This window comes from Ruminococcus sp. 210702-SL.1.03 (assembly GCF_020559915.1).
GTDB lineage: Bacteria > Bacillota > Clostridia > Oscillospirales > Ruminococcaceae > YE71.
The window spans coordinates 38,391-55,872 of the sequence record NZ_JAJCLZ010000004.1; the positions used below are offsets into that span (position 1 = coordinate 38,391).

The following is a 17,482-nucleotide window of genomic DNA, read 5'->3' on the forward strand; positions in this document are numbered from 1 at the left end:
ATTTCTTCATAGATCTCCTAGTATAGTTGCGAAAGCAATTTCAGAAACAGCAGGCGTGCACAAAGCATACCTGCTGTTTTTGTATTGTACGCCCTTAAATTTCTCTTAAAAAATCTGTATTTTGTTGACGTTTGATTTTATGTATGCTATAATGAATGTGCGGGGGGCGTACTACGCCCGCGCGATAGAAAGAGCAAAAGCTTTTTAAGGAGGAACAAAAAATGGCAAAAGGTAAAAAGATAGCTGTCACGCTGGTGGCGGTGGTGGTAGCCGCAGCGGTAGGTGTTACAGCTTACAGACTTTGGAAAAAGAAAGACTCTTCCGCTTCCAAAGGAAAGGTTTTTGTAACGCAGGTCTCCGACGTGAATACGGCTGCGGGCGTTAGCCTCAGCGGCAGTAAATTTTCAGGCGTTATCGAGGCTCAGAAAACGGTAGATTATAAATACGACAGCTCGAAAACGGTGAAATCACTCGCGGTAAAAGAAGGCGACGAGGTAAAAAAAGGCGACCTGCTTTTTACATATGATGTAGAAGCCATGCAGCTAGAGCTCGATCAGGGCAAGATAGAAGTAGAGCGCATGAAGAACGAGGTAGAGACCAATAAACTCCAGTTACAACAACTCGAGGAAGAGAAGAAAAAGACCCCGCAGGACGGTCAGACCTCGCTCAATACGCAGATACTCTCGCTGCAAAGCGACGTTGCAAAGGCTGAGTACGATATAAAGACCAAAAAGGCTGAGAATAAAAAGATAAAGAAATCTATAAAGAACGCCAAGGTATACTCAGAAGTTGACGGTACTGTAAAATCTACCCTCGACCTTGAGAATATCCAAAACGCCGAATCGAACGTTATGGTAAGCATTTCCCGCGGCGGCAGCTACCTTGTAAAGGGCACTGTAAACGAGCAGATGATAAATAATATCTACGTCGATATGCCCGTAGTTATCCGCTCGCGCGTTGACGAAAATACCACATGGACAGGCAAGATCTCTTCTATAGAGACCAGCCCGCAGAAAGATAATTCCGATATATACTCCGACGGCGACAGCGACAGCTCATCTAAATCTTCTAAGTACGCATTTTATGTAGAGCCCGACTCGCTCGACGGACTCATGCTCGGTCAGCATATCCTTATCGAGCCTGACCTTGGCGAGGAAAGCGGCATAGATAAAAAGGGCATTTGGCTTTACAGCGATTATGTGTTCACCGAAAAGGGCAAGAGCTACGTTTGGACGCAGGATAAGAATGAAAAGATAGAAAAGCGCGAAGTAAAGCTCGGTCAAAAAGACGAGAATATGGGCGATGTAGAGATACTTTCGGGTCTGAAAAAGGACGACTATATTGCTTACCCCTCTAAGAATATCAAGGAGGGCATGGCTGTTACTACCAACGCGGAAGACCCTGATCTTATCGAGGACGATACAGATAACGATGCTGACGGCGATGCTGGTAACGATGGCGATGATGAAATCATGCCGATGGACGGCGATACCGATGGCGATAACGCCGACGATCCTTTCGCAGGCTACACGATAGACGATGACGGCAATTTCGTTGACTCAGAGGGCAACGTGCTCTCTGACGAGGAAGTAGAAGCGATGATGGAAGAGGCTTACGGCTCGCTCGACGCCGACGCTGACGACGCCGATATAAATACCGCAAATGAAGCAGATATGGACACCGCAGGTGCGCAGGCACTGCCCGCAGATGAATAAAGGCGGTGGAAAATATGCTGTTGCAGTTAAAAGATATAGATAAAGATTATATGCAGGATAAACTGCCCGTGCCGGTTCTAAAAAAGATAAATTTCAATGTCAGCGACGGCGAATATGTCGCGATAATGGGGCCTTCCGGCTCGGGAAAATCCACCATGATGAACATTATCGGCTGCCTGGATAAACAGACTGCGGGCGAATTTTTATTCGACGGTACAGATATAGCGCAGTGCAGCGATAAACAGCTTTCTATAATAAGGAACAAAAAGATAGGCTTTGTATTTCAGAATTTTAACCTCATGCCCCGCCAGAGCGCAGTGGAAAATGTAGAACTTCCCCTGCTGTACGCGGGCGTGAAAAAGAGCGAGCGCAGAAAGCGCGCGAAAGAAGCTCTCGTTCGCGTAGGCCTTGAAGAGAGAATGTATTTCAAGCCCACGCAGCTTTCTGGCGGACAGAAACAGCGCGTTGCGATAGCTAGAGCGATAGTAAATAAGCCCCGTCTGCTTCTCGCCGATGAGCCTACCGGCGCGCTCGATACAAAATCGGGCGACCAGGTAATGGAGCTTTTTAAGGAACTGAACGATGAAGGAGTAACAATAGTAATGATAACCCACGAACCCGAGATAGCTCAGTGCGCGAAGCGGATAGTATATATCCGCGACGGTGAGCTTTTCGCCAGAGAGGGGGAGTCGCTTTGAAAACTGCTAAGAGAATAGCGATAGCCTCCGTAGCGGTAGTAGTTGCGGGCGGCGGATGCTTTGGCGGATATACAAGATACCAGAAGAAAAAGGACAGCAAGCGCGTAGTGGACGTAGTTCCGGTAAACCTGCTCGTTACCGATTACTGGGCGGACGAGTCCACCACCGATGCTACCGTGGCTTCCGGCGGCTCGCAGAACGTTTATCTCGACAGCGAAAAGCTTGTGAAAAAGCTGTATGTCAAGGTCGGCGATAAAGTCAAAAAGGGCGACGTACTGCTGAAATACGATATGACGGTGGTAGAGCTATCCGTTCAGCAGAAAAAGAGCCAGATAGCCCTCGTTCGTCAGCAGATAAAAGAGGAAGAGAAAAAGCTCGCGAAGCTCAAAACGCTGCGCCCCTCTGAGGAAGCGCCTGCCGAGCCGACCTACCCCGATGATCCCGACGTTCCAGATGATCCCGATACGCCCGATACCCCCGATGTTCCCGTAAAGTTGCTAGATAAAGTAAGCAGCCTTGCGCAGGCGGAGGAAGAGGACGAAAACGGCGCACTGGTATTTTATTGCAGCGAAAAGGCAGCGGTAGATAGAAATTTCATGGGCGCGCTGATAATCTCGCACAAGACTGCGCTTCTCAATGTCTGCGACGAAAGCGGCACTCTGCTTTACACATGGTATCTCGACGGCGCGAATACGCCTAAAGAACTTATCGAGGATTGGAACGTCGCCGACGGCGTGGAAAAGACGGACGAAAGCGTTTCGTTCAACTCGCTGAAATTCAAAGCGCACGGCATTTTCCAAGTGCCTGCCGATACTGCCGAGCCCGACGACGGTGATGATGGTGACGACAGCGGTATTGACGATACCGACCCCGATGACGGCGACGATACCGATATAGACGATACAGATCCCGGCGGCGATTATACGCCGGATGATAATTCCGGCGACGACGGCGACAGCGGCGATGAGAACTATATGTACTCGCGCAAAGAGCTGGCAAACATGATCTCGGAAAAGGAAACAGAGATAAAGTCACTTAAACTTGACCTGAAATCTGCCAAACTGGAATACAAAAACAGCCTAAAGCAGAAGAAAGACGGCAAGGTGGTAGCCGAGCAGGACGGTATAGTTACCCGCGCGGGCGATGATGACGATACCGACAGCGGTTCTGACGCTTCAGATGATAATGGCGAAGGCATGGACGACGGCTCGGATGCTTTTGACGCTATAGATTCTTCTTACTCCGATGGCAGTTACAGCGACGATGAGGATTATTCTGACGAAGAAACATCAGATAATGGCGATAAGCCCTACATCACGGTGCGCGGCAGTAAAAAGACCCGCATAAATATCAACGTCGGCGAAATGAACCTCGATAAATTCCAAGAGGGCGCGGTAGTGCAGGGAATGTCTTACGATACCAGCGAGAGCTTCTCGGCTAAGGTTCTCAGCATAGACCCAGAGCCCGTTTCCTACTCCTCTAACAACTACTCAGATAACCCCAACAGCAGTACATACAGCGTGCTCGCCGAGGTGCAGGAGGACGACGTTACTTTCAGCGTGGATAACTACCTCTCGGTAACTATACCGCAGACCGATACCGATAACGGTGGAATGTACCTGCCTTTGCAGTACGTTCGCAAGGACGGCGCAAATTATTACGTTATGAAAGCGGACAAAAAAGGCAAGCTGAAAAAGCAGTACGTTGCAACCGGCAAGGTCATCTGGGGCAGCTATATCGAGATCAAAAAGGGCATTTCTGACAGCGATATGATATGCTTTCCATACGGCAAAAACGTTAAAGAGGGCGTAAAGACCCGCGAGACCGACAGCGTGGAAGAGTAAGGAGGCATGGCAGATGTTTGAAAATATAAGATTATCTTTTCAGGGTATTTTTTCGCATAAGATACGCTCGTTCCTCACCATGCTTGGTATAATAATAGGTATAGCGGCGATCATCGCGATAGTATCTACGATAAAAGGCACGCAGGAGCAGATAAAGAACAACCTCATCGGTTCCGGCAACAACACGGTAACGGTAACGCTAAAAAAAGGCGACGACCAAATAGATTACCAGTGGGAGGGCGTGCCGGACGGCGTGCCTGTTATAACTAAGGACGTAAAGAAGCAGATAGAGGACGTAGAGCAGGTGCAGAGCTGCACGGTATACCGCTACCGCAGCTATATCGACAGTCTGTTTTACAAAAATAAAATGCTCGACTCCGGTTCAGTCTACGGTATCGACGAAGATTATCTCGATACGGCGGGATATCAGATAGAGCGCGGCAAGGGCTTTTCGCCCGCCGACTACAAGGGTACTTCTAAAGTTTGCCTTGTGGACGATACGGTGGTAGCCTCAGTTTTCGGCGACGTAGACCCTATCGGCAAGATACTAGACATTCGGGGCGAGCCTTTTACGGTGCTCGGCGTTGTCACAGAATCTACAGACTTCGAGCCGGTGATCAACTCGATCGAAGATTACTGGATGTACAATCAGCAGAGCGGCGGAAAGATATACATTCCCAGCGAGGCATGGCCGATAATTTTCAGCTATGACGAGCCGCAGAACGTTATCGCCAAAGCCGTAGATACCGACAGCATGACGCAGGCGGGCAAAAAGACCGCCGATATACTTAACGAAACGCTTTCGGTAAACGATGATTCGGGCATAAAGTACAAGAGCGAGGACTTGCTGGACCAGGCAAAATCGCTCCAAGACCTTAGCTCTTCCACTAATAATATGCTTATCTGGATAGCCAGCATCTCGCTGCTCGTCGGTGGTATCGGCGTTATGAACATAATGCTGGTTTCCGTTACCGAGCGTACTCGCGAGATAGGTCTGAAAAAGGCTCTCGGCGCACGCCGCGGCAGGATACTCATGCAGTTCCTCACCGAAGCTTCCGTGCTGACGAGCATTGGCGGACTTATCGGCGTAGCGGCGGGCATAGGCTTGGCGCAGGTGGTGTCGAAGATGGCGGAAGTACCCGTTGCTATCTCTACCCCCGCGATAATAGTTTCAGTGCTTTTCTCGATGGTGGTCGGCATAGTTTTCGGACTTATCCCCTCTATCAAGGCGGCAAGACTTAACCCTATCGACGCACTGAGATACGAATAACAGCATAGTTTTGATTAAGCAAAATGCACAGATGTAACCGTTTACATTTGTGCATTTTGTGCATTTCAAAAGAGCGAAAATTATGTTATAATATAAAATAATGATACAAAAAAGAAAGGGCTGTTATACAAAATGAGCGCAACAATAAAAGACGTTGCTAACGAAGCCGGACTTTCGGTCGCTACCGTTTCGCGTGTGCTGAATAATAGCGCAAACGTTTCTGAGGACGCGGCGCAGAGGGTAAATCAGGCGATAGATAAGCTGGGCTACTCGCCAAACTTTCTCGGCAGAAATCTGAGAAAGCGCGAGACCAACGTTATCCTCGTTATAATGCCGACTTCCGAACATTCATTTTATATGAAAATAGTTGCGGGTATACAGAAGTATGCCCAAACACGCGGCTACGACGTTATCTGCGCTTCCTCAAACTCTACTTCCGAGATAGAGGTGCGCCAGATGAATATGCTTTTCAACCGCACGGTAGATGGCGTTATTCTGCTGGGTACTCAGTACGACGCCGATACGCTCAATAAGCTTTCTAAAAATTATGATATAGCCCTCTGCTGCGAGGGCGTTGACGGCGCTGACGTGCTTACTGTAGTGGTTGACGATGAGCAGGGCGGTTACGACGCGGCTAAGGCGCTTATTCGGCTGGGCCACCGCAAGATAGCTTTTGTCGGCGCGAATGAGAATGCGGTGTCTTCCTCGAGAAGGCGCGACGGCTTCCTGCGCGCTATGAAAGAATACGGCATCACAGTAGACCCCGACTATATTTACAGCGGCTCGTTCGAGTACGAAAACGGCGAGGCGGCTATACGCTATTTCATGAGCCTGCCCGAACCGCCTACGGCTGTGTTCTGTGTTTCAGATCTGCTGGCTATCTCGGCGATACACGGCGCGGCAGACCTCGGGCTGAAAGTCGGCAAGGATATTTCCATCATTGGTTTTGATAACATCACAATGTGCGAGATGATGCTGCCGAGCGTTTCTACTATAGAGCAGCCCTGCGAAAAGCTGGGCGAGATGGTAGTTCGCAAGCTTATAGCGAATATAACATCGCCTGCGGGCAGTAAGGACAACCGCACATACACCGTAGAGCACCGCGTTATCCTGCGCGACTCAACGGGAAGCGCATGATGCATTGACTGAATGATCTTGAATATTTGAACTTTAAATCGGCTTTATTTCCAAAAAGCCGATTTTCTTTTGTGCATAATACCTAATTATATATCCGGAATGTGAAAAGTTAATCGTTTTCATTGACAAATAGCATAAAGCGTGATATAATAATGATGATAAGATGAAGCCTTTATGGCAATTATTTGGAGGTGAGTTCATATGTTTAAGGCAAAAAAGATCGCAGCAGGGGCTTTTGCTCTTTGCTTTGCAGCGGCGGCAGTAGGTTGCGGCGGCAGTAAAGACGACAGTTCTTCTCATGTAGATCAGGTGAAAATAGAAGATACTGACAAGATCGAGGCTATTCCCGACGGCGCTGATAACGAGCTGGAATGGCTCTCTTATTTCGACATCAATCCCACTAAGGGCGCTGAAAAGAGAGCAGACCTTACCCTTTTCGAGAAGAAGGGCGGTAAGATAAATTACACAAACACCACTTCGATGACTAAGTACGATACGCTCGCTAACCGCGTGCTGGCCAACGATGTTCCCGATATGTTCTGGTATGAGCAGAAAATGACTTTTCCGAACTACTGCGTAAAGGGAATGTTCCAGCCTGTCGACGATATAGTTGATTTTGACAGCGACCTTTGGGCAGACGTTAAGGACACCGCAGATCAGTTCACGCTGAAGGGCGAGCATTACGTAGCACCTGTAAAGTACGTTGCGAACTCTGTTCTTACATATGATAAGGACGTTATCGAAGCCTGCGCGCTCGATGATCCTTATGAGCTTTACATGAACGACGAGTGGAACTGGGATACTTGGTACGATATGATGGACGAATACGTCAAGGGCGCTGAGGGCGATGAGCAGAGATACGGCGTAAACGGCTGGTTCGCACCTTTCATCTTCCAGTCTACCGGTCACACCCTTATCGAATATGATGCTGACAAGGACGAATATGTTTCCAACATCACCGACCCGAATTTCGACCGCGCTACCGATCTGCTTTACAACATCTCGAAGAACGGTATGTATTACGGCGATTGGGTAGGTCAGGCTTCCGACTGCTTCAAAAAGAATATCCTCTTCTTCGCTATGGGACCTTGGGCTGCGAGCGATACCCACACCCCGAGAGACGGCTCTAACTGGGGCATAGTTCCTATTCCTTCCGACCCGAATGCAGACGCTAAGTACACCAGCGTCGAGATCAACGCTTATATGTGGGTAAAGGGTTCGACAAAGAAGGAAGCTATGAAAACTTGGCTGGAGTGCGCTAAGCTTGTCAATACAGACCCCACCTACATCGAAGCTGACAAGGAAAAGTTCTTTGTAAACAACCCGAACTGGACAGAAGAAATGTACCAGATGGCATACTCTGAGCTTTCTAGCAGCAACTGGGTACAGCTTATCGACCCCGGCTACGGTATCTCCACCACGCTTTCCAACGACGACGCGGCGGCGAACGATACTAAGGAAGCGGTAGTTGCTTATATGTACTCGTCGGTAATGAAGACTGATGATGACGGTGCGCAGTATACATGGACTCAGCTCCGCGAAACTTACAGCGGCACTATCGACTCCGAGCTGAAAACTTTCAACGAAGAGTACAAGAAATTCATAGGCAAATAATTTCAAAGCATAAAAATAAGCGGTTCGCAGTAAAATGCGGGCCGCTTTTGTGTTACGCAAATCCAGACAAAATAAAAAAGCCGCCTGAAAAAGACGGCTTTAATAATCAATTACTTGTTAAGGGACTTAGCAAGAGCAGACTTCTTTCTGGAAGCGTTGTTCTTGTGAAGAATACCCTTCGAGCAAGCCATATCGACCTTCTTGATTGCGGTCTTGATAACGGCTTCCTTATCGTCAGCATTGTTAGCAACAGCGAGATCAGCTTTCTTGAGCGCGGTCTTGAGATCAGACTTAACAGCCTTGTTTCTCATAGCCTTAGCCTCGTTGATCCTTACTCTCTTCTTAGCAGACTTGATGTTTGGCATTTGATTACCCTCCCTTTATGAATAATTTTCACTTATTCGTATAAACTAACTGCGTGACTGAGAGGGAAACGCAATCAGCTATTAAACAAGCATTGTAAATATTATAACACATACAGTCACAAATTGCAAGAGATTTTTTGAAGATTTTAAGAACATTTCTGAAACTTTATTTATACATTTTGCACAAAAAGGGGCAGTAATATGGCACTTGATACAGATCTCGCGCTGGAATCATATGTAAGCGAAAGGGCAGGGAAGCTTGAGGGAGTTCGCACTCGCGAGCGTTTCGATGAAGCGGCGGAATTTACGATAACCGAGATAACGGTAGAGAGCGAAGCGGCGGCAAAACGTCTGCAAAAACCCTGCGGAACGTACATCACTTTGGAAACTGAAGCCCCACTTTACGAGTATCACCCGAACTTTTCGGCGCGGTGCGAAGCCATTGCGCGCGAGCTTTCCAAAGTCTGCAAGGGCGGGAGCACGCTTTTTGTCGGGCTGGGCAACCGCAGGATAACTGCCGACAGCCTTGGCCCGCTCGCCGCCGACAGCGTTTTTGCGACCCGCCATATCAAACGTTTGGCGCGCGAACTTGACACTTCCGAGCTTACCGAAACTACCGTGATCTCGCCCGGCGTGATGGCGCAGACGGGCGCGGAATCCTCAGAAATTGCGGCAGCGGTGTGCAGGGAAGTGCGTCCTCAGCAGGTGATAGTCTGCGATGCGCTCGCCTGTTCTCAGCCCGCACACATGGGTCATACTATACAAATAAGCAGCGCGGGGATTGCTCCGGGCAGCGGTGTTGACAATTCTCGCGCCGAGCTTTCTGAAAAGTACCTAGGCGTGCCGACTGTCGCGATAGGCGTTCCGACCGTTTCGCGCCTTCTTTTTTCGCATGAAGGCATGTCTGATCTGCTGATAACCCCGAAACCGATCGACAAACTGGCTGCGCAGGCGGGCACGCTGATCTCTGCGGCGGTAAATATTTATTTGCATCCGAGCCTTTCGGCAGAGGACATCGCGTCACTAATAATGTAAATATTCAGTTAATTAGTACAATGTTTTTTAGGTAATCGTTTTCTGTAAACGTATTCTATGTTCATTTCGTGAGGGTTTCGTTAAAATTACTAAAGAAGAGCTTTGTTTATATTGCAAAATGCCGATTGAAATTGAAACTGGATTTTGGTATAATATTATTAGTTGAAAAGGCTAGTTACGCAATTTTTCTATTTTTTTTAATATTTCTAGGAGGTTTTTTCACATGAAAGCAATGAAAAGAATTTTTGCAGGTGCTCTTGCTCTTACAATGGCGGCTGCAGTTACCGCATGCGGCAATTCTAAGGGCAACAGCTCTTCCGATGCCGGCGGAAAAGATCTTACTGACGACCAGAAGAAGCAGGTAGAAGATATCGGTGCTTCTCTTGAGGACGTAGATCTTGCTAATAAGACTATAAAGTGGATGGCTCACTACGACATCAACCCCTCTAAGGGTCAGGTAAAGTCCCCTGCGCTCGAGCTTTTTGAGAGCAAGTACGGCGGAAAAGTTGAGTACGTTCAGACCACTTGGGATAAGAGATATGATGACCTTGCTACAGCAGTTATGGGCAAGAAATCACCTGACTTCTTCCCGGCTTCTGATATGGATACTTTCCCTAAGGGCGCTATCAAGGGAATGTTCCAGCCGATAGATGATTATATTGATCTTGATTCCGACCTTTGGTCCAGCACCAAGACTGCTAGCGACTCCTTCATGTTCCAGGGCAGTCACTACATAGCTGTTATCGATGTATCGCCTAACTATGTTTGCACTTACAACAAGACCACCATCACTGAGAACGGTCTTGACGATCCTGCTGAGCTGTTTGCTGACGATAACTGGAATTGGGATACTTTCAGCGATATGTGCAACGAATTCGTTGATCAGGATAACGATAAGTATGCTCTCGACGGTTACTGGTATGTAAAGGCTCTTTCTGAGACTTCCGGTAAGCCTATGATAGGACTTGCTGATGGTAAGATCGTAAACAATATGTCTGATCCTGATATAGAAAAGGCTCAGAATTTCATGTATAACCTCGAAAAGAACAATGTAGTATTTGACCGTTCTTCTAACGATTGGAATACTCGCGGCGACGGCACTACCGGTAACGGACTTGGTACTTACCAGACTCTGTTTATTCCTGTTGGTCTGTGGGCTCTCGAAGCTCCTCTGGAAACTACTGCTCCTTTCGGCGATATGGAAGCGGGCGAGATCATGTTCGTTCCTATGCCTAAGAATCCTGACAGCGATACTTATTATATGTCTTCGCACGTTGAGGGCTACAACCTTTGTAAGGGTGCTCCTAACCCCGAGGGATTTGCAGTATACATGAACTGCCTCCAGGCTTGCAAGGATAAGGCTTCCAGCATCACTGAGGATACTCTCGTTAACGAGTACAAGTGGAATCAGGATATGCTCGATATGAGAGCTAAGGTATATGACATGGCTGCCGAGAACCCTGTATTCGACATTCAGGAAGGCGTATCTGATGACCTGTCCACAACTATGATGAGTGTATCTCAGGCTACCATGATCACGGGCGGCGGCGCTACTACTTGGACTGCTACACGCTCCGAGTACGAGAAGGCTGTTGACTATATCGTTGAAGAGTGCAACGCTAAGATCGAAGGCTAATATCTGAGTTAAATAGTTTTGATATAAGATATAAAAGAGCGTCGCGTATATGCGGCGCTTTTTTGTGTATAGCAAAAAGCGGAGTCCAAAAACTCCGCTTTGCTTTTATTCTTTACTCTTTTCTTTCTGCTCGATCATCGAGGTCTTGTCTGAATTGAGCTTGAATTCTATCTCGAAATACTCGCCGTCCTCTAGCTTCGCGCCCTCTTTCTGCGAGGGTCGGTAGACTTTGCAGGTCATGCTGTCGCCCGCTTTCAGACCGCTCATGATCCCCGTCACAACGTCCGTGTCGGTAACAGCCTTGCCGTTCATCTCGGTGATTATGTCGCCGACTTTGAGTTCGGTCTTTGCAACGTTGCAGTCGTCGCTGATGTCCATGACGTAAATTCCCGCCTCGACGTTGTTCAGCTTCGCCGCCTCCGCGCTCACGATGTAGTACGAAATGCCGATGCGCGGCTTGTCGGGAATGTAGCCCTTCTCCATCAGCTCCTCTATTATCGGCTTGGCGGAATTTACAGTAATTGCAAATCCGATGTTGTCGTAGCTTGTCGAAACAAGCTTAGAAGAAGTTATGCCGATGACCTGTCCCCACATATTAAAGAGCGGGCCGCCCGAGTTGCCGGGGTTTATCGCCGCGTCGATCTGTATGCACTGCATCGGCGTGGCGCTGTTTTCCGCGTGTATCTGCCTGTTCAGACCCGAAACGATGCCCTTTGTTACGGTGTTTTCGTAGCCCGCAGGCGCACCCACAGTGATAACTTCGTCGCCCAGCTCGCATTTGTCCGAGTCGGCAAACTGCGCGGGCGTAAGCCCCTCAGCGCCGATCTTGAGCACCGCGATGTCCGTCGAGTCGTCCGAGCCGACTATCTTCGCGGCGTATTGCGTTTTGTCGTACAGCGAAACCGTTATCCCGTAGTCCGAATCGCTGATAACGTGAGCGTTTGTGACGATATAGCCGTCCTCAGAAATGATTATCCCGCTGCCTTGGCTGGTCGGCACAAGCGCGTTTTTGTTGTAGACCTGTATCTGCACCACGCTCGGCAGCACTGCCTTAGCCGCGCCCGCCGATGTGTACGAGCCGTCGGCATTGTAGTATTTGTCGTCAAGCTCGGGCGTTTCGGCGATGGGCAGCGTGAAACTCATGTTTTCCTTGCCCTTGATTATGTTGCTGAACCACCCCTTGCCTCGCCCAAGCATCACCGCGTATGTGCATATCGCGAGCATCAGCACTATGGCGCAGATCAGAAAGGGGAGTTTTCTCAGCCGTCCTTTGCCATTTACCGCAGCGTCTTTCCAAAAGCCGCTGTCGCCGGGGTCGGGAGGTATAAAGTTGATGTACGTTATCTTGTTGACATTGGCAGGCTCAGCGCTTTCCTCAGCGTTTTCAGCCGTTTCCGCAACCTCGCCGCTGATCTCCTCAGTCTGTTCAGTCTGTTCGATATGGTTTTCGTTCTCCAAAATTATCCCACCTTTCGGGTCAGCTTATGTCCTTGTTAGGCAGCGAGAACATGAATTCAGTGTATTCGCCCAGCACCGAGCGCACCTGTATCTTTCCGCCGTGCAGCTTGATTATCGAGCGCACGATGTTCAGACCCAGACCCACGCCCGTAGCGTCCATGCCGCGCGATTTGTCTGTTTTGTAAAATCTGTCAAATACCAGCGAAAGCTCTTCCTGTGAAAGCCCCTCGCCGCTGTTTCTGATGTATATAACGGTCAGATAGCCAACTTCCTCAAAATGGAAGCTAATATATCCACCCTTGTCAACAAATTTGATGGCATTTTCCAGCAGGTTGTAGATAACTTGGTGTATAAGGTCGTTGTCCGCCCAAAGTCTGTAAATTTTGTCGGTGTCCAGCCCGCGTATCTCTATCTGCTTTTCTTCAAGCCGCTTTTCAAACGTAACAAGTGTGTCGACTATAGGGTCGAGCACCGAGAACGATGTGAAATTGGGCTTCAGCTCGCCCGCTTCGATTTTCGCAAGGTTGAGCATCGAGCGCACCAAACGCGTCAGACGGTGTACCTCAGAGGAGATTATTTTCAGATAATGCTCCTGCTCCTCGGGCGGTATGGTCTTGTCCAGCATTCCGTCAACAAATCCGCCGATAGATGTCATAGGCGTGCGCAGCTCGTGCGAAACGTTTGCGATGAAACTGTTACGCATCGTGTCATAGCTTTTCAGCGATGCCGCCATTTCGTTGAAAGCTGAAGCAAGGTCGTTGAACTCGCTCTCCGAATATTCGGGAAGCTGTATGTCAAAGTCGCCGCGGCCTATCTTCTTAGCCGCCGCCGCCATCTCTTTGATAGGCGCGACCATGCGTATAGTCGTGAAATAGATTATAACGGTCGAGATAACAAGCACGATAACGGCAGATATTATAAATATTTCCATTATATTGCTTGTGTACCCGTTCTTAGATGTCTGCGATTCAATAGCTACTACCAGATATTTCGGTCCATTGCCCGTAAAATGCTGACCGATAGTCATCACGTTTGTGGCGTATAGCCCATTCATATCCGTGTAAACGCAGGTGGGGTCCTGCCCGTACTGGCTGAGAAATCTCTTATCTGCTTTAAAATCCGCCAGACCGCTCGTTTTGCTGTCCAGCTCGGAGTGCAGTATTATTTCACCGCTGCTGTTGAAAAGCAGAATCTTGCTTTCTGAATTTTTAGCATATTCGTTTATACTGATCTGGATACCTTTCGTCCATTCGTCGGGCGTGTTCTTCATCGTGCGTGCTATTCCTGCAGAGAGATTTTCCATATTTTTTTTCAAGGCTATCTCTTTTTCATTATTAAAGTACCGTGAAGAAATAAGCAGTAATACTGCGCCCAAGCATATGAAGCTTATCAGTATTACTGCTGTACAGATCAAAAAGTATTTAAAGAATATGCTCCGGCGATCAGTCATTATTCTCGTTTACTTCAAATTTGTATCCAACGCCCCAAACGGTCTTGAGCGACCACTGATCGGATACGCCTTCGAGTTTTTCACGAAGTCTTTTTACATGAACGTCGATGGTTCTGGAATCTCCGTAATATTCAAAGCCCCATACTTCGTCAAGAAGCTGATCTCTGGTATATACGCGGTTCGGGTTGGAAGCGAGGTGGAAGAGCAGCTCCAGCTCCTTAGGCGGTGTGTCGAGCACTACGCCGTTTACTTTCAGCTCGTATCTCGTCATGTTTACCGAAAGCTTGTCGTACTTTACTTCCTTGACCTCAGCCTCGCTTGCAGACTGACCTACGCGGCGGTAAACAGCCTTTATTCTTGCGATGACTTCCTTAGTGTCGAAAGGCTTTACAACGTAGTCGTCGGCGCCAAGCTCCAGACCCAGTACTTTATCAAAGGTCTCCTGCTTAGCGGTTATCATGATTATCGGAACATTTGACTTTTTGCGGATCTCGCGGCATACCTGCCAGCCGTCGATACCGGGCAGCATGATGTCGAGAAGTATGATGTCGGGCTTCAGCGCGTTGAATTTTACAACAGCCTCTTCGCCATCGTGCGCAAGTATTACGCCGTAGCCTTCTTTTTCGAGATAAAGACGAAGCAGTTCGCATATATTTTTGTCATCGTCTACTACAAGTACTCTGCCTAATGACATAAAATTCCCTCCTAGAATACAGCGGCATTTGACTAATGATATAGTATATTTTTCATCAGTCATGCCAATTTTGAATATTTCCTATAATAAATTCTAATTGATAATTTCATTATAACAAATTCACAAACAGCTTTGGTGAACATAAATAAAACTAATTATTAACTAAATGTAAAAGTTGCTATAAAATCGTAAACAAAAAATATTTGTGTTTATAATTATTTCATTTAGCAGTTAGCGCACGCTTACTTTGTTAACATTTGCGTCAGATAGTGCTATTTTGTTAAAAGTATTCTGATGGAACTAATTACAATACAAACCAAATAATTATGATGATGCTTGTTGAAAGTGGCAAACTGCTTAATAATATAGGCTTAAAATTGTGCAAGTATACAAAAATAAAAAAATATTGCAAATACCCCTTGCATTTTTCTGAAAAGGTGCTAAAATATAATTAGCACTCAAAGAGATTGAGTGCTAACACTTTGGCAGCTCGTCTGCTAAAAGGAAAAGTAAATGTAAAAAAGCCGCAGTAAAAGCGGCAGCAAAAATTTATTCCGTAAATTTGGAAAAGGAGCGATTTATTATGGCTATCAAACCATTACAGGACAGAGTAGTTGTAAAAATGACAGAGGCCGAGGAAACCACCAAGGGCGGCATTATTCTCTCGGCAGCAGCTAAGGAAAAGCCGCAGGTAGCGGAAGTAGTTGCAGTAGGCCCGGGCAAGGCTGACGTTACTATGGGCGTTAAGGTCGGCGATAAGGTGCTTATCTCGAAGTACAGCGGCACCGAAGTCAAGCTCGATGGCGCTGAGTACACTATCGTTAAGATGGAAGACGTGCTCGCAGTAGTAGAATAAGCTATTTATAATAGTATATAGAGATAATATTGGAGGTAATTTATCATGGCTAAGGATATTAAATATGGCGAAGACGCCAGAAAAGCTCTTCAGGCAGGTATTGATAAGCTTGCAAATACTGTAAAGATCACACTAGGCCCTAAGGGCAGAAACGTAGTTCTCGATAAGAAATTCGGCGCACCCCTCATCACTAACGATGGCGTTACCATCGCTAAGGAGATCGAGCTTGAGGACGCTTTCGAGAACATGGGCGCTCAGCTAGTTAAAGAAGTTGCTACCAAGACTAACGACGCGGCGGGCGATGGTACTACTACCGCTACCGTGCTCGCTCAGGCGCTTATCAGCGAGGGTATGAAGAATATCGCAGCAGGCGCTAATCCGATGATCGTTAAGAAGGGTATGCAGACCGCAGTTGACGCTGCCGTTGAGACCATCATTGCTAATTCCAAGACCGTTTCGGGCAGCGAAGATATTGCCCGCGTAGCTACTGTTTCTTCCGCTGATGAAAAGGTCGGCGAGCTTATCGCAGAGGCTATGGAAAAGGTGACTTCTGACGGCGTTATCACCATTGAGGAGTCTAAGACCGCTGAAACTTACAGCGAGGTAGTAGAGGGCATGCAGTTCGACCGCGGATACCTCTCGCCTTACATGGTCACCGATACCGATAAGATGGAGGCTGTTCTCGACGACGCTTACATTCTTATCACTGATAAGAAGATCGCAAATATTCAGGATCTGTTGCCGCTTCTCGAGCAGATCGTTAAGATGGGCAAGAAGCTGCTCATCATCGCTGAAGACGTTGAGGGCGAGGCTCTCTCCACCCTTATCCTTAATAAGCTGAGAGGTACTTTCACCTGCGTAGCTATCAAGGCTCCCGGATTCGGCGACAGAAGAAAGGAAATGCTTCAGGACATCGCTATCCTCACCGGCGGTCAGGTCATCACTTCCGACCTCGGTCTTGAGCTTGCTGATACCACCATCGACCAGCTCGGTCAGGCTCGTCAGGTAGTTGTTCAGAAAGAGAACACTATCATCGTTGACGGCGCAGGAGCAAGCGAGGACATCAAGGCTAGGATCGCTAACATCAAGGCTCAGATCGAAAACTCCACTTCTGATTTCGATAGAGAGAAGATGCAGGAGCGCGTTGCTAAGCTTTCCGGCGGTGTAGCTGTTATCAAGGTCGGCGCTGCTACCGAAGTTGAGATGAAGGAAAAGAAGCTGCGTATAGAGGACGCTCTGGCTGCTACTAAGGCTGCTGTAGAAGAGGGCATCGTAGCAGGCGGCGGTACAGCTCTTATCAACGCTATCCCGACCGTTAAGAAGGTTTGCGACAAGCTCAGCGGCGACGAAAAGACTGGCGCTCAGATAGTTCTGAGAGCGCTTGAAGAGCCTGTTCGCCAGATCGCTAAGAACGCAGGTCTTGAGGGCAGCGTTATCATCGACAAGATCATTCGCTCCAGAAAGATCGGCTACGGCTTTAACGCTTACACTGAAGAGTATGTTGATATGATACCCGCAGGTATCGTTGACCCGACTAAGGTCACCAGAAGCGCGCTGCAGAATGCTGCTTCCGTAGCGGCAATGGTGCTCACCACCGAGAGCCTTGTTGCAGATATTAAAGACCCGCAGGCTGACGCGGCTATGGCTGCCGCAGCAGGCGGAATGGGCGGCGGAATGTACTAATTCCTCAAACATCAAACCGATAAATAA

Annotated in this window: 14 protein-coding genes; 10 read left to right on the top strand and 4 right to left on the bottom strand. The window is 48.0% G+C overall.

Annotation, left to right across the window (positions count from 1 at the left end; genetic code table 11):
• Nucleotides 1–221: 221 nt before the first annotated feature.
• The 6 genes from LI114_RS03625 to LI114_RS03650 all read left to right on the top strand — a co-directional run bounded on the left by LI114_RS03625 (nucleotide 222) and on the right by LI114_RS03650 (nucleotide 8,278).
• Nucleotides 222–1,715 (top strand): efflux RND transporter periplasmic adaptor subunit, encoded by a 1,494-nt coding sequence (locus LI114_RS03625; RefSeq protein WP_227219410.1) that lies wholly within the window; start codon nucleotides 222–224, stop codon nucleotides 1,713–1,715.
• Nucleotides 1,716–1,729: 14 nt separating this feature from the next.
• Nucleotides 1,730–2,413: an ABC transporter ATP-binding protein gene (locus LI114_RS03630; RefSeq protein WP_022127432.1), complete on the top strand. Its 684-nt coding sequence runs from the start codon at nucleotides 1,730–1,732 to the stop codon at nucleotides 2,411–2,413.
• Nucleotides 2,410–4,257 (top strand): biotin/lipoyl-binding protein, encoded by a 1,848-nt coding sequence (locus LI114_RS03635; protein ID WP_227219412.1) that lies wholly within the window; start codon nucleotides 2,410–2,412, stop codon nucleotides 4,255–4,257. The genes LI114_RS03630 and LI114_RS03635 overlap by 4 nt, the downstream gene beginning before the upstream one ends.
• Before the next feature lie 13 nt (nucleotides 4,258–4,270).
• Entirely contained in the window at nucleotides 4,271–5,527 is a 1,257-nt protein-coding gene (locus LI114_RS03640; RefSeq protein ID WP_227219414.1) for an ABC transporter permease, read from the top strand.
• 132 nt (nucleotides 5,528–5,659) lie between these two features.
• Complete coding sequence (locus tag LI114_RS03645; protein ID WP_227219416.1) at nucleotides 5,660–6,664, top strand: LacI family DNA-binding transcriptional regulator; 1,005 nt, start codon at nucleotides 5,660–5,662, stop codon at nucleotides 6,662–6,664.
• Between the two features lie 201 nt (nucleotides 6,665–6,865).
• Complete coding sequence (locus LI114_RS03650; protein WP_227219418.1) at nucleotides 6,866–8,278, top strand: ABC transporter substrate-binding protein; 1,413 nt, start codon at nucleotides 6,866–6,868, stop codon at nucleotides 8,276–8,278.
• 110 nt (nucleotides 8,279–8,388) lie between these two features.
• Here the strand turns inward: LI114_RS03650 and rpsT are convergent, their stop codons facing one another.
• The gene (gene rpsT / locus LI114_RS03655) at nucleotides 8,389–8,643 is read right to left on the bottom strand and encodes a 30S ribosomal protein S20 (protein WP_227219420.1); all 255 of its coding nucleotides are present in this window, start codon (nucleotides 8,641–8,643) and stop codon (nucleotides 8,389–8,391) included.
• Nucleotides 8,644–8,844: 201 nt separating this feature from the next.
• Between rpsT and gpr the strand changes: the two genes are divergently transcribed.
• Together gpr and LI114_RS03665 are read left to right on the top strand one after the other, a co-directional pair.
• On the top strand, nucleotides 8,845–9,678 hold the full coding sequence (gpr, locus tag LI114_RS03660; RefSeq protein ID WP_227219422.1) for a GPR endopeptidase: 834 nt from the start codon (nucleotides 8,845–8,847) through the stop codon (nucleotides 9,676–9,678).
• A 223-nt stretch (nucleotides 9,679–9,901) separates the two neighbouring features.
• Nucleotides 9,902–11,314: an ABC transporter substrate-binding protein gene (locus LI114_RS03665; RefSeq protein ID WP_227219423.1), complete on the top strand. Its 1,413-nt coding sequence runs from the start codon at nucleotides 9,902–9,904 to the stop codon at nucleotides 11,312–11,314.
• A gap of 105 nt (nucleotides 11,315–11,419) precedes the next feature.
• On the opposite strand, the gene LI114_RS03670 is transcribed toward LI114_RS03665, so the two are convergent.
• From LI114_RS03670 to LI114_RS03680, 3 genes are all read right to left on the bottom strand, one after another.
• Nucleotides 11,420–12,772, bottom strand: a complete 1,353-nt coding sequence (locus LI114_RS03670; RefSeq protein WP_227219425.1) for a S1C family serine protease — start codon at nucleotides 12,770–12,772, stop codon at nucleotides 11,420–11,422.
• 19 nt (nucleotides 12,773–12,791) lie between these two features.
• Nucleotides 12,792–14,087, bottom strand: a complete 1,296-nt coding sequence (locus LI114_RS03675; RefSeq protein WP_227219427.1) for a sensor histidine kinase — start codon at nucleotides 14,085–14,087, stop codon at nucleotides 12,792–12,794.
• 127 nt (nucleotides 14,088–14,214) lie between these two features.
• On the bottom strand, nucleotides 14,215–14,916 hold the full coding sequence (locus LI114_RS03680; protein WP_022127423.1) for a response regulator transcription factor: 702 nt from the start codon (nucleotides 14,914–14,916) through the stop codon (nucleotides 14,215–14,217).
• 583 nt (nucleotides 14,917–15,499) lie between these two features.
• Between LI114_RS03680 and groES the strand changes: the two genes are divergently transcribed.
• Nucleotides 15,500–15,772, top strand: a complete 273-nt coding sequence (gene groES, locus LI114_RS03685) for a co-chaperone GroES (protein WP_022127422.1) — start codon at nucleotides 15,500–15,502, stop codon at nucleotides 15,770–15,772.
• 45 nt (nucleotides 15,773–15,817) lie between these two features.
• Complete coding sequence (gene groL, locus LI114_RS03690; protein ID WP_227219428.1) at nucleotides 15,818–17,455, top strand: chaperonin GroEL; 1,638 nt, start codon at nucleotides 15,818–15,820, stop codon at nucleotides 17,453–17,455.
• Nucleotides 17,456–17,482 lie beyond the last annotated feature (27 nt).

Coding starts and splice junctions, on each gene's coding strand:
- LI114_RS03640 (WP_227219414.1), top strand. CDS start 4,271: ATGTTTGAAAATATAAGATTATCTTTTCAGGGTATTTTTTCGCATAAG.
- LI114_RS03645 (WP_227219416.1), top strand. CDS start 5,660: ATGAGCGCAACAATAAAAGACGTTGCTAACGAAGCCGGACTTTCGGTC.
- rpsT (WP_227219420.1), bottom strand. CDS start 8,643: ATGCCAAACATCAAGTCTGCTAAGAAGAGAGTAAGGATCAACGAGGCT.
- groES (WP_022127422.1), top strand. CDS start 15,500: ATGGCTATCAAACCATTACAGGACAGAGTAGTTGTAAAAATGACAGAG.
- LI114_RS03650 (WP_227219418.1), top strand. CDS start 6,866: ATGTTTAAGGCAAAAAAGATCGCAGCAGGGGCTTTTGCTCTTTGCTTT.
- gpr (WP_227219422.1), top strand. CDS start 8,845: ATGGCACTTGATACAGATCTCGCGCTGGAATCATATGTAAGCGAAAGG.
- LI114_RS03665 (WP_227219423.1), top strand. CDS start 9,902: ATGAAAGCAATGAAAAGAATTTTTGCAGGTGCTCTTGCTCTTACAATG.
- LI114_RS03680 (WP_022127423.1), bottom strand. CDS start 14,916: ATGTCATTAGGCAGAGTACTTGTAGTAGACGATGACAAAAATATATGC.
- groL (WP_227219428.1), top strand. CDS start 15,818: ATGGCTAAGGATATTAAATATGGCGAAGACGCCAGAAAAGCTCTTCAG.
- LI114_RS03625 (WP_227219410.1), top strand. CDS start 222: ATGGCAAAAGGTAAAAAGATAGCTGTCACGCTGGTGGCGGTGGTGGTA.
- LI114_RS03630 (WP_022127432.1), top strand. CDS start 1,730: ATGCTGTTGCAGTTAAAAGATATAGATAAAGATTATATGCAGGATAAA.